Origin of the sequence: Vitreimonas sp. (assembly GCF_035627415.1) — a bacterium.
Lineage (GTDB): Bacteria > Pseudomonadota > Alphaproteobacteria > Caulobacterales > Aquidulcibacteraceae > Vitreimonas.
In genome coordinates, this window is the sequence record NZ_DASPLU010000005.1 from 210,807 (window position 1) to 223,586 (window position 12,780).

Annotated in this window: 14 protein-coding genes; 3 read left to right on the top strand and 11 right to left on the bottom strand. The window is 65.8% G+C overall.

The window, feature by feature from the left end:
- Window positions 1–8: 8 nt before the first annotated feature.
- Entirely contained in the window at window positions 9–329 is a 321-nt protein-coding gene (trxA, locus tag VEA80_RS02935; RefSeq protein ID WP_325059194.1) for a thioredoxin TrxA, read from the top strand.
- Window positions 330–528: 199 nt separating this feature from the next.
- Here the strand turns inward: trxA and VEA80_RS02940 are convergent, their stop codons facing one another.
- The 5 genes from VEA80_RS02940 to VEA80_RS02960 all read right to left on the bottom strand — a co-directional run bounded on the left by VEA80_RS02940 (window position 529) and on the right by VEA80_RS02960 (window position 6,067).
- Entirely contained in the window at window positions 529–1,818 is a 1,290-nt protein-coding gene (locus VEA80_RS02940; RefSeq protein ID WP_325059195.1) for a bifunctional folylpolyglutamate synthase/dihydrofolate synthase, read from the bottom strand.
- A gap of 151 nt (window positions 1,819–1,969) precedes the next feature.
- Entirely contained in the window at window positions 1,970–2,947 is a 978-nt protein-coding gene (gene accD / locus VEA80_RS02945; RefSeq protein WP_325059196.1) for an acetyl-CoA carboxylase, carboxyltransferase subunit beta, read from the bottom strand.
- Window positions 2,944–3,783 (bottom strand): tryptophan synthase subunit alpha, encoded by an 840-nt coding sequence (gene trpA, locus VEA80_RS02950; RefSeq protein WP_325059197.1) that lies wholly within the window; start codon window positions 3,781–3,783, stop codon window positions 2,944–2,946. Before trpA ends, accD begins: the two co-directional genes overlap by 4 nt.
- A 427-nt stretch (window positions 3,784–4,210) precedes the next feature.
- Entirely contained in the window at window positions 4,211–5,425 is a 1,215-nt protein-coding gene (gene trpB, locus VEA80_RS02955; RefSeq protein ID WP_325059198.1) for a tryptophan synthase subunit beta, read from the bottom strand.
- A gap of 9 nt (window positions 5,426–5,434) precedes the next feature.
- Window positions 5,435–6,067: a phosphoribosylanthranilate isomerase gene (locus tag VEA80_RS02960; protein WP_325059199.1), complete on the bottom strand. Its 633-nt coding sequence runs from the start codon at window positions 6,065–6,067 to the stop codon at window positions 5,435–5,437.
- A gap of 256 nt (window positions 6,068–6,323) precedes the next feature.
- Between VEA80_RS02960 and VEA80_RS02965 the strand changes: the two genes are divergently transcribed.
- Window positions 6,324–7,268: a sulfotransferase domain-containing protein gene (locus VEA80_RS02965; RefSeq protein WP_325059200.1), complete on the top strand. Its 945-nt coding sequence runs from the start codon at window positions 6,324–6,326 to the stop codon at window positions 7,266–7,268.
- Window positions 7,269–7,328: 60 nt separating this feature from the next.
- Here VEA80_RS02965 and VEA80_RS02970 read toward each other — a convergent pair whose 3' ends face one another.
- Both VEA80_RS02970 and mscL read right to left on the bottom strand, forming a co-directional pair.
- Window positions 7,329–7,730: a GFA family protein gene (locus tag VEA80_RS02970; protein ID WP_325059201.1), complete on the bottom strand. Its 402-nt coding sequence runs from the start codon at window positions 7,728–7,730 to the stop codon at window positions 7,329–7,331.
- Between the two features lie 209 nt (window positions 7,731–7,939).
- Window positions 7,940–8,353, bottom strand: coding sequence for a large-conductance mechanosensitive channel protein MscL (gene mscL, locus VEA80_RS02975; RefSeq protein WP_325059202.1), 414 nt, complete (start codon window positions 8,351–8,353; stop codon window positions 7,940–7,942).
- Between the two features lie 110 nt (window positions 8,354–8,463).
- On the opposite strand from mscL, the gene VEA80_RS02980 reads away from it, so the two are divergent.
- Entirely contained in the window at window positions 8,464–9,072 is a 609-nt protein-coding gene (locus VEA80_RS02980; RefSeq protein ID WP_325059203.1) for a hypothetical protein, read from the top strand.
- Here the strand turns inward: VEA80_RS02980 and ihfB are convergent.
- The 4 genes from ihfB to cmk all read right to left on the bottom strand — a co-directional run bounded on the left by ihfB (window position 9,069) and on the right by cmk (window position 12,763).
- Window positions 9,069–9,359, bottom strand: a complete 291-nt coding sequence (gene ihfB, locus VEA80_RS02985) for an integration host factor subunit beta (protein WP_325059204.1) — start codon at window positions 9,357–9,359, stop codon at window positions 9,069–9,071. The genes VEA80_RS02980 and ihfB overlap by 4 nt on opposite strands.
- A gap of 134 nt (window positions 9,360–9,493) precedes the next feature.
- On the bottom strand, window positions 9,494–10,081 hold the full coding sequence (locus tag VEA80_RS02990) for a hypothetical protein (protein WP_325059205.1): 588 nt from the start codon (window positions 10,079–10,081) through the stop codon (window positions 9,494–9,496).
- A 131-nt stretch (window positions 10,082–10,212) separates the two neighbouring features.
- On the bottom strand, window positions 10,213–11,913 hold the full coding sequence (gene rpsA, locus VEA80_RS02995) for a 30S ribosomal protein S1 (protein WP_325059206.1): 1,701 nt from the start codon (window positions 11,911–11,913) through the stop codon (window positions 10,213–10,215).
- A 214-nt stretch (window positions 11,914–12,127) separates the two neighbouring features.
- Complete coding sequence (gene cmk / locus VEA80_RS03000; protein ID WP_325059207.1) at window positions 12,128–12,763, bottom strand: (d)CMP kinase; 636 nt, start codon at window positions 12,761–12,763, stop codon at window positions 12,128–12,130.
- Window positions 12,764–12,780 lie beyond the last annotated feature (17 nt).

The following is a 12,780-nucleotide window of genomic DNA, read 5'->3' on the forward strand; positions in this document are numbered from 1 at the left end:
ACTCTGCCGTGGCCACCACCAAGATCACCGACGATAGTTTCGATTCCGATGTGCTGAAATCCGGCACGCCGGTGCTCGTCGATTTCTGGGCGGAATGGTGCGGCCCCTGCAAGCAGATCGGCCCGGCGCTGGAAGAGATCGCCGCCGAAATGGGCGAGCGCGTCACCGTCGCCAAGCTCAACATCGATGAAAATCCGATGACGCCCGGCAAATACGGCGTGCGCGGCATTCCGACCCTGATGGTGTTCAAGGACGGCAAAGTCGCCGCGACCAAGGTCGGCGCGATGCCGAAGTCGAAGATCGTCGAGTGGCTGAACGAGAGCGTTTAATATCGCCCGCACTCGGCGCCTTTGCCCTTCTATTTGACGCAAGAACTCACCCATCCCCGGAGGCTCGCGAAGCGAGCATTCCGGGGCCCATAAACAAGGCCGTTTCAGTGTGAACTGCGGCAGTTGTTTTTATGGGTCCCGGGCTCGACGCTGCGCGTCGCCCCGGGAATGGGTAAGCGGCGCGATCGAGCGAACGGCTCTAAGCGCTCTCCAGCGCCAGCGCTTCGACCGCTAGCAAAAACGAACCGCAGATCAGCACGCGCGGCGCAGGCGACTGCGCCGCGTTTTGCATGGCGGCTTCGAGCGAGGGCGCGGTCTGCGCGGCAACGCCGCGCTTCGACGCAAGCTGCGCGATCTCCTCCGGCGCGGCGTGCTCTTCCGCGAGCGGCACGGCGATGATGCGGTCCGCGCCGGCGCCGATCGCTTCGACGAACGCTTCCGTGTCCTTGCGTTTGCGCAGGCCGACGATCACGACGTTCTCGCCGACGCGCCGAGCTTTCATCTGCTTCAACGCGCGCGCCAGCGCTTGCGCGGCGTGCGCATTGTGGCCGCCGTCGACCCACACTTCGCCGCCAGTCGCCCGGATCGGCGCGCTGAACGGCCCGCGCGTGAGCGGCTGAAGGCGCGCCGGCCAGCGCGCGTTGGCTACGCCGGCGGCGAATGCTTCGTCGCTGAAATCGTATCGCCACGGCGCAAGCAGCGCAGCGCAGGCAAGCCCCGCGTTGTCAATCTGATGTGCGCCGTAAAGCGAGGGGAGCGGCAAATCTAGCGCGCGAGCTTCGGTTTGCACGATTAGACGCCCATTGCTGGCGTAGGCGTCCCATTCCACGCCTCTCCGATAGAGGGGCGCACCGATCTCTTCTGCGTACTCTTCGATCACCTCTCGCGCCGCGCCCTCTTGGTCGGCGATGACCGCCGGCGAAGCGCGCTTGATAATGCCCGCCTTGTGCACAGCAACCTCGGTGAGCGAGGCGCCGAGTGCGTCTTGATGGTCAAGCGCGACCGGCGTGATGACCGTTATCGCGGGCCAAGGCACGACGTTGGTGGAATCGTCACGCCCGCCCATGCCGGCTTCGAGCAGGACGACATCGGCGCGAGTCTCGTCGAACAGAAGGAAAGCGGCAGCTACCTGTGCGTCGAATTGCGATAGTTGCGGCCCGACGGAATGCACCCGCTGTGCTGCATCGATCAGCGCCTCATCGCTGACGGTCTCGCCGGCCACGACGAACCGCTCGTTGAGCTGAAGCAAGTGCGGCTTCGTGAAGGCATGAACGCGAAGCCCCGCCGCTTCCGCAATTGCGCGCATGAAGGCGATGGTCGAGCCTTTGCCGTTGGTGCCAGCGACGTGGATAACGGGCGCGCCTAAGTTTGCTTGGGGCGAGCCAAGCGCCTCCAGCGCCGCCAGTAGCGGCTCGCGCGCGAACGGCTTGCCGTGCCCGAATTCGGGGTCGAACAGGCGTTCGTAAGCGTGTTGTACGGGATCGTTCACACACTACCCATTCCCGGGGCGGCGCGGAGCGCCGAGCCCGGGACCCATAAACACCCAGGTCATAAGTTTGGGCGCGCCTGCGCGACGCCACAAAACCTATGTGTTTATGGGTCCCGGAATTGCCTTCGGCAATCCGGGAATGGGTGAGTAGCTACTCCGCCGCCTTCGCGCGCGGCTGCTGTTGCTTTGCCGGTTTGCGCTTAGCTTTCGGCGCTTCTTCCTCCGGCGCGAGCTCGACCAGCTCCACCGTCTCGCCGCCTTCGCTCAGCGCCATCGCCCGCTTGTGCATCAGCACCGAGAGCAAGGTCGCGATCGTCGTCTTCAGCTGGCGGCGGTCGACCACCATGTCGACCATGCCCTTGTTGTGCAAATATTCCGAGCGCTGGAAGCCTTCCGGCAATTTCTGGCGGATGGTCTGCTCGATCACACGCGGGCCGGCGAAGCCGATCAGCGCGCCGGGTTCGGCGATGTGCACGTCGCCCAGCATCGCGTAGCTCGCCGTCACGCCGCCGGTGGTCGGATCGGAGAGCACGACGATGTAGGGCAGTTTCGCCTCATGCAGCATCTGGATCGCGAGCGTCGTGCGCGGCATCTGCATCAAAGACAAAATGCCTTCCTGCATGCGCGCGCCGCCGGAGGCGGTCACCATCACCAACGCCGCCTTGCGGCGCACCGCCGCTTCCGCCGCGCACACGAAGGCTTCGCCCGCGGCCATGCCGAGCGAGCCGCCCATGAATTCGAAGTCCTGCACCAGCACCACAGCGTGGGCGCCGCCGATGCGGCCATAGCCCGCCGCCATCGTGTCTTCGCGCCCCACTTTCGCGCGCGCGCTCTTCAGGCGATCGACGTACTTCTTGTCGTCCTTGAACTTCAGCGGATCGGCGGCGACCTTCGGCAGCGGGATCACCTGCCAGGCGGCGTCGTCGAACATCTGCTTGAAGCGCGCGTCCGGGCCGATGCGCATGTGAAAGCCGGACGGCATCACCCAGCACGAGGTCTCGAGTTCGGCGCGATAGATCAGCTCGCCCGAGAGCGGGTCCTTGACCCAGAGATTGTCTGGCGTGTCGCGCTTGTCCTCGTCGCCTTTTTTCTTGAGGCCGGGCCGCGCGAAGTTCGACAGCCAATTCATGCAGGAGTTCCTTCCAAAGCGCGTTTGTCTTTGGCAGAGCGCACAGCTTCACTCAGAAGCCGCACCTTGCGCAAGACATGTTCCGCCGCCTGGCCCGGAGGCGCTGCGGCGATCTCATCCACAAACGCGGAGCCGACGACGACGGCGTCCGCGGTTTCTGCAATTGCTCTCGCCGCCTCCGGTTCGCGCACGCCGAAGCCGACCGCGACGGGCAGATCGGTAGCGCGCTTGAGCCGCTCCACGGCGCTGCGCACGGCGTCGGCCGCCGCAGCCTTGGCGCCGGTAATTCCGGCGACCGAGACATAATAGAGGAACCCGGACGCGCCTTCGAGCACCTTGGTTAAGCGGTTATCGTCGGTGGTCGGCGTGGCGAGGCGGATGATGGAGAGGCCGTTGGCGGCGAAGGCGGCGCGGAGCGGGCCGTCCTCCTCGGGCGGGAGGTCGACAATGATCGCGCCGTCGGCGCCGGCCTCGCGCATGGCCTCCGCGAACGGCGCGTAGCCCATCGCTTCGATTGGATTGGCGTAGCCCATCAGGATGAGCGGGGTGTCTTTGTCGTGTTCGCGGAAGCGGCGCACGAGTTCGAGCGTGTTGCGCAAGCTGCCGCCGGCTTTGAGCGCCCGCAGCGCCGCGCGCTGAATGCTCGGGCCGTCCGCCATTGGATCGGTGAAGGGAAAGCCGAGTTCGATGATGTCGGCGCCGGCGGCTGGGAGGCCGCGCAGAATCTCCAAGCACGTCTCATGATCCGGATCGGACGCCATGACATACGCCACCAGCGCCGCGCGATTGGCGCGCTTGAGCGCTGTGAAGCGGGTGGAGAGGCGCCCGGTGGTCACGTGTCCCTCTCGTCGCCGCACACTGGTTCTACCAGCGCCGCGATACGGAGCAGAAAGCGCTCTGAGCTTGGCGATGTCTCATAGTCGGGGAGCGTGAGGATAAGCCGTCGCGCACAGTCGCTTCCTGGGATTTCTTTGTCGAGGGCGAAGCGATTTGCATACTCGAGACCTTCGTTCCAACCGCGCGCGTCGAGTGCGGAAAAATACTCAAACAAGGTCGCGTGACCCAATGCCGTTCGTTCTATGCTGACGCAAGCAGCGCCAGCTTCAGCGCTAGTCGTAGCGGCGGGGCAGCTCACAACTGCGGAGCCCGGCAACACGTGCAGATCCAGAAGGCCGGGAAGCAGAACCCCCTCCGGTTCAGCTTCCGCTGTTGCCGGCGCCCAAAGAAGGAGAGCGGCGAGCGTGAATGCAAGGACGCGAAGCCTCACAGGTTCACCCCCAAGGCGTCCGCCACCGCGAACACGTCCTTATCGCCGCGGCCGCAGAGGTTCATGATGATGAGGCCGTCTTTGCCGATTTCGCGGGCGACATCTCCCACGCGGGCGAGCGCGTGCGAGGGCTCCAGCGCTGGGAGGATGCCTTCGAGACGGGCGCACAGCTTGAACGCTTCCAGCGCTTCGTCATCAGTCGCGCTCAAATATTGCGCGCGGCCGATATCGGCTAAATACGAATGCTCCGGCCCAACGCCCGGATAATCCAATCCAGCGCTGATCGAGTGGCCTTCTAGGAGTTGGCCGTCTTCGTTCTGCAGCAGATAGGTGCGATTGCCGTGCAGCACGCCGGGGCGGCCGCCGTTGATGGCGGCACTGTGCTCGAAGCGTTCATCGATCCCGCGTCCCGCCGCTTCCACGCCGATCAGGCGCACGGCCTCGTCGGCGATGAACGGATGAAACAGCCCGATCGCATTCGACCCGCCGCCGATGCACGCCATCACAGCATCCGGCAAGCGCCCCTCGCGCTCCAGAATCTGCGCCCGCGCTTCACGCCCGATCACGCTTTGAAAATCGCGCACCATTTCCGGATAGGGGTGCGGGCCCGCCGCGGTGCCGATGCAGTAGAACGTGTCGGCGACGTTGGTGACCCAATCGCGCAGCGCTTCGTTCATCGCGTCTTTCAGCGTCGCCGCGCCGCTCGTCACCGGGCGCACCTCCGCGCCCAGGAGCTTCATCCGGAAGACGTTGGGCTTCTGCCGCTCGATGTCGGTCGCGCCCATGAACACGACGCACGGCAAGCCAAACCTCGCGCATACTGTCGCCGTCGCCACCCCGTGCTGACCGGCGCCGGTCTCGGCGATGATCCGCGTCTTGCCCATGCGCCGCGCCAAGAGCACCTGGCCGAGGCAATTGTTGATCTTGTGAGCGCCGGTGTGATTGAGCTCGTCGCGCTTGAAGTAGATTTTCGCTCCGCCGTGATGTGCCGTCAGGCGCTCGGCGAAATACAAGGGCGAGGGACGGCCCACATAATGGGTCCAGAAGTTGGCCATGGTCGCGGCGAACGCCGGATCGGCCTGGGCGGCGCGATAGGCGCGCTCCAGGTCGAGCACCAGCGGCATCAAAGTCTCGGCGACGAACCGCCCGCCGTAGGGGCCGAAGCGGCCTTCGGAATCGGGCAAGTCCTGCCAGTTGCGGCGCACGTCCATGGGGCGAGTTTAAACTTCCGCGGCCGCCAGGAATTGGGCGATCAGAAGGGGGTCCTTTAGGCCGGGGGCGCTCTCCACGCCAGAGGACACATCCACAAGGTCGGCCCCGGAGACGGCGATCGCCTGCTTGACGTTCCCCGGCGTCAACCCGCCCGCCAGCAGCCAGGGCCGGCCGATCCTGGCCCCGGACATGACGGTCCAGTCGAAGGCCAGGGCGTTGCCGCCGGGCAGGCCGTCCTTGGGGGCCTGGGCGTCGAACAGGAACATGTCGGTGACAGGCTCATAGGGCCGGGTGGTCTCGAGGTCGGCCCGGCTGGCGATGCCGGCGGCCTTGATCGCGCCGCGCCGCGCGAACGGGCGCACCTCGGCCACGCGCTTGGGCGTCTCGACCCCATGCAGCTGGATCCAGTCCGGCTGCGCTGCGGCGGCGGCGGACGCGATCAGCGCATCGTCGGCGTTGACGGTGACGAGCACGGTCTCGACCCGCCCGCGCGCCCGCGCCGCCAGCGCTGCGAGCTTATCCAGTGTCAGAAAACGCGGGCTCTTCGGATAGACAACAAAGCCGACAAACCGCGCCCCGCCCTCGATCGCCGCGTCGAGCGCCTCTGGTGTCGTGATCCCGCAGATTTTCGCGTCAGCCATGGGGGAAGGCAGTAGGGCAGTAGGGCAGTAAGGCAATAGGGCGTGACGGCGCCGTGGTCGCGGATCGTGGGTGACTACGCTTTGTCCGCTGCAGCTCTTAGCGAAGGCGGAAGCGCCCGGATCAGATTTACCGGACCGTGTAGGGCTTGGCAGCCAGAGTCCGCTCGCCAGGAGCGTCCTGCTGGGACATTTGGCGGAACAGTTGGCCGGGAGACGAAGTTAGAGGGGAGCTGACGGGTCGAAGGGGAGATTTATCATGATGCTGGCGCGCGCACCGCAACGGGCCATCAAGGACCGCGTCCGCGACAGCAAGCATTGGGACCGTTACACGCCACGGCCCGGCGATGTCGTTGTCGCCACGGCGCCGAAAGTCGGCACGACGTGGACGCAGCGCATCGTCAGCATGCTCATCTTCCAGTCGGCCGCGCCGGCGCCGATCATGACGACGCATCCGTGGGTCGACTGCCGCTACCAGATTCCGATCGACGCGATGATTGCGATGCTGGAAGCGCAGACGCATCGCCGGGCGCTGAAATCGCATCTGCCGTTCGATGCGCTGCCGATCTATGACGACGTGAAATACATCCATACGGCGCGTGACGGGCTCGACGCCTGCTTCTCGTTCCACAACCACTTCCTGAACTTCACGCCGCGCGCGATCGAAGGCATCGCCCGCGTCGCTGAAGCAGATGGCGAGGCCGACGTGACGCCGCCGCCGACGCCCGAAAATCCGCGCGACTTCTTCCTCTCCTGGATCGCGAACGAAACACCGCCCGGCACGCCGACGGTGGATGCCGTCTTCGATATCGAGCGCAGCTATTGGAGCGAACGCCAACGGGAGAACCTTCTGCTGGTGCACTTTAACGATTTGAAAGCCGACTTGCTGGGCGAGATGAAACGCATCTCGACGTTCCTCGACATCGACACGCCGGACGCGCTGTGGCCGGAGCTCGTGGAAGCGGCGACATTCGACAAGATGAAGAGCGACGGCCCCTCGTTGCTGCCGGGCATCGAGATCGCGGTCAAAGGCGGGCACCAGACGTTCTTGGACAAGGGCGTCAATGGGCGCTGGAAGGGCGTGCTGACGCCGGAGGACATCGCGACGTATCGCAGCTATGCAGCGCAAGAACTGCCGCCGGGGTTGAACGATTGGCTGGAGAACGGCCGCAAAGGCGGCGATCCGAAGCTGAGCGCGGATTGAGTGCGTGGTCCCCAAGCGCAGCAGTTGAACTCACAGCCAATAGCGAAAATTTCGACTCGCCTAAAACTGCCGCTCCATCGGCAGCTCTCCCGCCGCCAGCGCCCAGGGATGTTTCCGCTCTTCGTAAACTGAGACGGTCGGCGGCGGGAAGCTTGGGTCGGCGAAGGCGCCCACGGTGACGTAGAAGACGTCCGGCGCAAAGTCGGCGCTCCAGCACACGGTCGAGCCGCACACCGGGCAGAAATTGAAAGTGGCCGTTCCGCCGCCGTCACCGCGCCGCGACCACTGGCGTGTGTCGCCCTCGATCGTCACGCCCTCGCGCGGAAACCGCGCCTGCGTCGCGAACACGCTGCCGCTGCGCTTCTGGCAATCGAGGCAATGGCAGATGGAGACGCGCACCGGCTCGCCCTCACACGTCACGCGAAGCTGCCCGCAACTGCACGAAGCGATCCGGGTGGTCATGGCGCTTGCTCCTATGGCTTGAGCTAAACAGGATTATCTCGAAACGCTGCTTTCGCAGTAGTCGTCATTCCGGGCATCGCGAAGCGATGAACCCGGAACCCAGGGGCAAACGCACGGCGCCTTGTCACCCCCTGGGTTCCGGATCGCGCTTCGCGCGTCCGGAATGACGAAGGAAGGCGACGCTCCGTTCAACAAGCCCAATCCCGAGCTTACTTCCGCTCCTTCAGCAAATCCCGAATCTCACCCAGCAGCTTGATGTCTTCCGGTTTCTCAGGCGCGTCGGCGGGCTTGGCTTCTTCCTTGCGCTTCATCCGGTTGATCATTTTCACCAAGAGGAAGATCACCCAAGCCACAATGAGAAAGCTGATCAGCGTCGTGATGAACTTGCCGTAGTTGATCGTCACCAGCTCCGCGTCGGGCGGCGCGAGCGGCGAGCGCGGCAGCGTCACGGCGAGGTCGGAGAAATCCAATCCGCCCGTGATCCAGCCGATCGGCGGCATGACGACGTCGTTCACAAGCGACTGCACGATGCCGTTGAACGCCGCGCCGATGATCACGCCGACAGCGAGATCGACGACGTTACCCTTCAAGGCAAACTCGCGAAATTCTTTAAACACGGACATGCGCGCACTCCCGAATAGCGGTATTGAATGCAGCGCGCGGCGTGATTTGCCAAGTGCGGGGCGTAACGCGAGGCGGGTCCGCTGCGGAGTGGCTTCGGCGGGAGGAGAGCATGCAGTCAGCGCGGGCCGTTTCCACCGTTGCGATCGTCGCCACGGCCGCAATCGTCGCCGCCTTGATCGCGGCGTACGGCTACGCCGAGTTCGGCGGCTGGACTGCGGAGGGAGCAGGCGCTGCCGCGCGTTACACGGCGCGGTTCTCTTTTCCGCTGTTCGTGGCGGCGTGGTCGGCTTCGGCGCTCGCGACATTGTGGCCGGGCGGCTGGCGCAGCGTGATGCTGCGGCGTCGGCGCGCGATCGGCCTCAGTTTCGCGGCCGCGCACTTCGTTCACTTGGCCGCGTTGCTGGTGGTGGTGCTGATCTTCGGGGCCGAGCCGAAAGCGACGACAATTTACGGCGGCGGCGCGGGCTACGTGTTCGTGGCGCTAATGGCGCTCACGTCCAACGATTGGTCCGTGCGCACGCTGGGGCCGCGCAATTGGAAGACGCTGCATACGGTCGGCGGGCTGGCGATCGCGCTGATCTTCACGGTGTCGTACTTGGGCCGGCTCGATGCGAAGCCGTGGCTGGCGATTCCGGCGCTCACGCTGCTCGGCGGCGCCGTGCTGCTGAAGGCGGCGGCGTGGCTTAAGAAGCGCGCCCCGCGTGCGGCCCGCGCCTAGGGCTCTTCGCCGCCATTCACTTTGAGCCGGAGTTCCTTGCCTGGCTTGAAGAACGGCACGCGCTTGGCTTCGACCTTCACGGTCGCGCCGGTGCGCGGGTTGCGGCCGGTGCGGGCCTCGCGCTTGCGCACCGAGAAAGCGCCGAAGCCGCGCAGCTCGACGCGGCCGTCCGTGGCGAGCGCGGTGGCGATTTCCTCGAGCACGACATCGACCGCGTGCTCGATCTCGGCCGCCTTCAACGGCGCCATCTCTTCCTGCAGGCGGCTCACCAGTTCCGAGCGCAGCATCGCGGAAATTCCCCTCTCCGGCCCAGGGAGATAGAGGACTGCTGCTGGCCCCGCGTCAACTGGCGAATGGATTGAAAGCAGAAAGAAAAAGGCCCGGCGTCAGCGTGCCGGGCCTAGTCGCGCACCAGCAATGCTCAGACCGGCGGCGTCGCGTTCGGATCGAACCGGGTCCAGCCGGCGCGGCGATATTCGTCGCCACGGGTGCGGATGTCGGTCGGCCGGTAGCGGCCGAGCGCGGCTTCGACGCGCGGGGCGTCGTCGTCATCGACACGCACCGTCAGCAGCGTGCCGCCGCGGCGGACGCCTTCGCTGAACACATGCGCTTCTTCCTCCGGCACGCCGGCTTCGGTCAGCGCCGCGACCAGGCCGCCGACAGCGCCGCCCGCGACTGCGCCGGCGGCCGCGCCGGTCAAAGTGGTCGCGATCCAGCCGGCCGCCACGACTTCGCCGATGCCCGGAATGGCGAGCAGGCCGAGACCGGCCAAGAGGCCGGCGCCGGCGCCGAGCACGCCGCCGGTCGCCGCGCCCTTGCTCATGCCCTCGACCCGATCGTCGCGTCCGTCGGCGTCGCGGTCGTGCTTGGATTTGGCGTTGTACCAGCGGTCCTTGTTGCTGGCGATGATGCTGACATCGTCGTCGTCGATGCCCATACGCTCGAGTTCGTGTGCGGCTTCGAGCGCGTCGGTGCGGTTGTCGTAAAGCCGCGTGATGGTGCGTTTCATAGGGAGCTCCTCGTCTGGTGCGCCGATGAAACGCGGCGCCGGTGGCGCTGTTCCGAGACGCGGCTGAGGCAAGCAAAAAGCCCGGCGCGTGAGCGCCGGGCTTTCCGAGCCGCCGCCGATGGCGGTGTGCTTTATTGCTTGTTCTTCAGCGCGGCGCCGAGAATGTCGCCGAGCGAAGCGCCCGAGTCCGACGAGCCGAACTGCGCGATCGCTTCCTTCTCGTCGGCCAGTTCCATGGCTTTGATCGAGAGCGACACCTTGCGGCTCGACTTGTCGAAGCCCGTCACCATCGCGTCCAAGCGGTCGCCGACCGAGAAGCGGTCGGCGCGCTGCTCTTGGCGATCGCGCGAAAGGTCCGACTTGCGGATGAAGCTGCGCAGCGCGTTGCCTTCGCCGAAGGCGACTTCGATGCCGCCGGTCGCCACATCCACCACCTCGACGGTGAGGATCTGGCCTCTGCGGTAGTCGGCGTCGGCCATCGGGTCAGAGGCGACTTGCTTGATGCCGAGCGAGATGCGCTCCTTTTCGACGTCGACGTCGAGCACCTTGGCCTTCACCACATCGCCCTTGTTGTAGCGGGCGAGGGCTTCTTCGCCTTGGGCGTCCCAAGCGATGTCGGAGAGGTGGACCATGCCGTCCAGCTCCGGGTTGAGGCCGACGAACAGACCGAACTCGGTGATGTTCTTGACCTCGCCTTCGATGATCGAGCCGATCGGATGCTCGGCGACGAAGGCGTCCCACGGATTGGCTTGCACCTGCTTGATGCCAAGCGAGATGCGGCGCTTTTCGCCGTCGACGTCGAGCACTTGCACGTCGACTTCCTGGCTGGTGCTCAGGATCTTCGACGGATGCAGGTTCTTCTTGGTCCAGCTCATTTCGCTGACATGCACCAGGCCTTCGACGCCCGGTTCGAGTTCGACGAACGCGCCGTAGTCGGTGATGTTGGTCACGCGGCCGGTGAACTTGCCGCCGGCCGGGTACTTGGCGTCGACGCCGTCCCACGGATCGCTCATCAGCTGCTTCATGCCGAGGCTGATGCGCTGGGTGTCCGGGTTGATCTTGACGATCTGGACTTTCACCGTGTCGCCCACATTGAGCACTTGGCTCGGGTGGTTGACGCGTTTCCAGCTCATGTCGGTGACGTGCAAGAGGCCGTCGATGCCGCCGAGATCCACGAACGCGCCGTAATCGGTGATGTTCTTGACCACGCCTTCGCGCACTTCGCCTTCACGCAGCTGGCCGACGATCTCGGCGCGTTCCGAAGCGCGGCTCTCTTCGAGCACGGCGCGGCGCGAGACGACGATGTTGCCGCGCTGGCGGTCCATTTTCAGGATCGCGAACGGCTGCACGATGTTCATCAGCGGGCCGACGTCGCGCACCGGGCGGATGTCGACCTGCGAACCCGGCAGGAACGCGTTGGCGCCGCCGAGATCGACGGTGAAGCCGCCCTTCACGCGGCCGACGAGGGCGCCGTTCACGGCTTCCTGTGCGGCGAACGACTTTTCGAGACGCGTCCAGGCTTCTTCGCGGCGCGCCTTCTCGCGGCTGACGACGGCGTCGCCGAGCGCGTTTTCGATGCGATCGAGATAGACTTCGACGATGTCGCCGGCCTTCGGTTGGCCGTGCGCTTCGTCGAGGAGAAATTCACGGAGCGGAATGCGGCCTTCGGTCTTGAGGCCGATGTCGACCACCACGAAGTCATGCTCGATGGCGACGACGGTGGCGGGGATGACGCGGCCTTCGACCATGCCGCGGGACGTGAAGCTTTCGTCCAGGAGCGACGCGAAATCGTCGCGCGTGGGGTTGAGGGTTGCTTGGGCTTGAGACGCCATACGTGTACTGACTCCAACAACAACAAGGGCCAGCCGGTTGGCTCCGGCGGTCTCGGCGCCACCATGGCGCCGTCCTCTTAGTCCGATCTTTTGCTCCCCCGCGTGCGGGGGAGCTGTCAGCGAAGCTGACTGAGGGGGGAGTTGTGCAACGTCCCCCTCCGCTTCGCTTCGCTCAGCACCTCCCCCGCAAGCGGGGGAGGAAAACGAGCCCCGATCAAGTTTTGGAGCTCGAAAGCGCCGCGTCGACGAGTGCGAAAGCGGCCTCTGCCGCGGCCTCTATAGATAGGGACGTCGTATCCAGCAAGTGAGCCCCTTCGGCTTGCCGCAGGGGGGAATCCTGGCGGTTCATGTCCCGCGCGTCGCGTTCCGAAATCTGACGCTCCAATTCGGCGAAGCCGATGGTCTCGCCGCGCGCCTGAAGTTCCGCCAAGCGCCGGCGGGTGCGCTCGGCCAGCGAGGCGGTAACGAAGAGCTTCACCGTCGCGTCCGGGCAGATCACGGTGCCGATGTCGCGCCCGTCCAGCACCGCCCCGGTCGGATCGGCGGCGAAGGCGCGCTGGGCCCGGCGCAGCACCGTCCGCACCGCCGGGATGGCCGCGACCTGCGAAGCCGCGACGCCGGCGGCGGAGGACCGGATCCGGGTCTCGTCGATGCGTTCCAGATCGAGCGCCTCGGCGGCGGCCACGGCTGCGGCCTCGTTCGCCGGATCGCCCCCAGCGTCGAGCACGGCGAGGCCGACCGCGCGATAGAGCGCGCCGGTGTCGAGCCGCTTCAGCCCGTACCGCGCCGCAAGCTGCTTCGCGATCGTGCCTTTGCCGGATGCGGTGGGGCCGTCGACGGCGATGATCATGGCGCGGTGTTTAACAG

Bases quoted from the DNA above. Each gene is read 5' to 3' on its own strand.
- accD (WP_325059196.1), bottom strand. From the start codon at position 2,947: ATGAATTGGCTGTCGAACTTCGCGCGGCCCGGCCTCAAGAAAAAAGGC.
- trpB (WP_325059198.1), bottom strand. From the start codon at position 5,425: ATGGACGTGCGCCGCAACTGGCAGGACTTGCCCGATTCCGAAGGCCGC.
- VEA80_RS02960 (WP_325059199.1), bottom strand. From the start codon at position 6,067: ATGGCTGACGCGAAAATCTGCGGGATCACGACACCAGAGGCGCTCGAC.
- VEA80_RS02965 (WP_325059200.1), top strand. From the start codon at position 6,324: ATGATGCTGGCGCGCGCACCGCAACGGGCCATCAAGGACCGCGTCCGC.
- VEA80_RS02970 (WP_325059201.1), bottom strand. From the start codon at position 7,730: ATGACCACCCGGATCGCTTCGTGCAGTTGCGGGCAGCTTCGCGTGACG.
- mscL (WP_325059202.1), bottom strand. From the start codon at position 8,353: ATGTCCGTGTTTAAAGAATTTCGCGAGTTTGCCTTGAAGGGTAACGTC.
- VEA80_RS02980 (WP_325059203.1), top strand. From the start codon at position 8,464: ATGCAGTCAGCGCGGGCCGTTTCCACCGTTGCGATCGTCGCCACGGCC.
- ihfB (WP_325059204.1), bottom strand. From the start codon at position 9,359: ATGCTGCGCTCGGAACTGGTGAGCCGCCTGCAGGAAGAGATGGCGCCG.
- VEA80_RS02990 (WP_325059205.1), bottom strand. From the start codon at position 10,081: ATGAAACGCACCATCACGCGGCTTTACGACAACCGCACCGACGCGCTC.
- rpsA (WP_325059206.1), bottom strand. From the start codon at position 11,913: ATGGCGTCTCAAGCCCAAGCAACCCTCAACCCCACGCGCGACGATTTC.
- cmk (WP_325059207.1), bottom strand. From the start codon at position 12,763: ATGATCATCGCCGTCGACGGCCCCACCGCATCCGGCAAAGGCACGATC.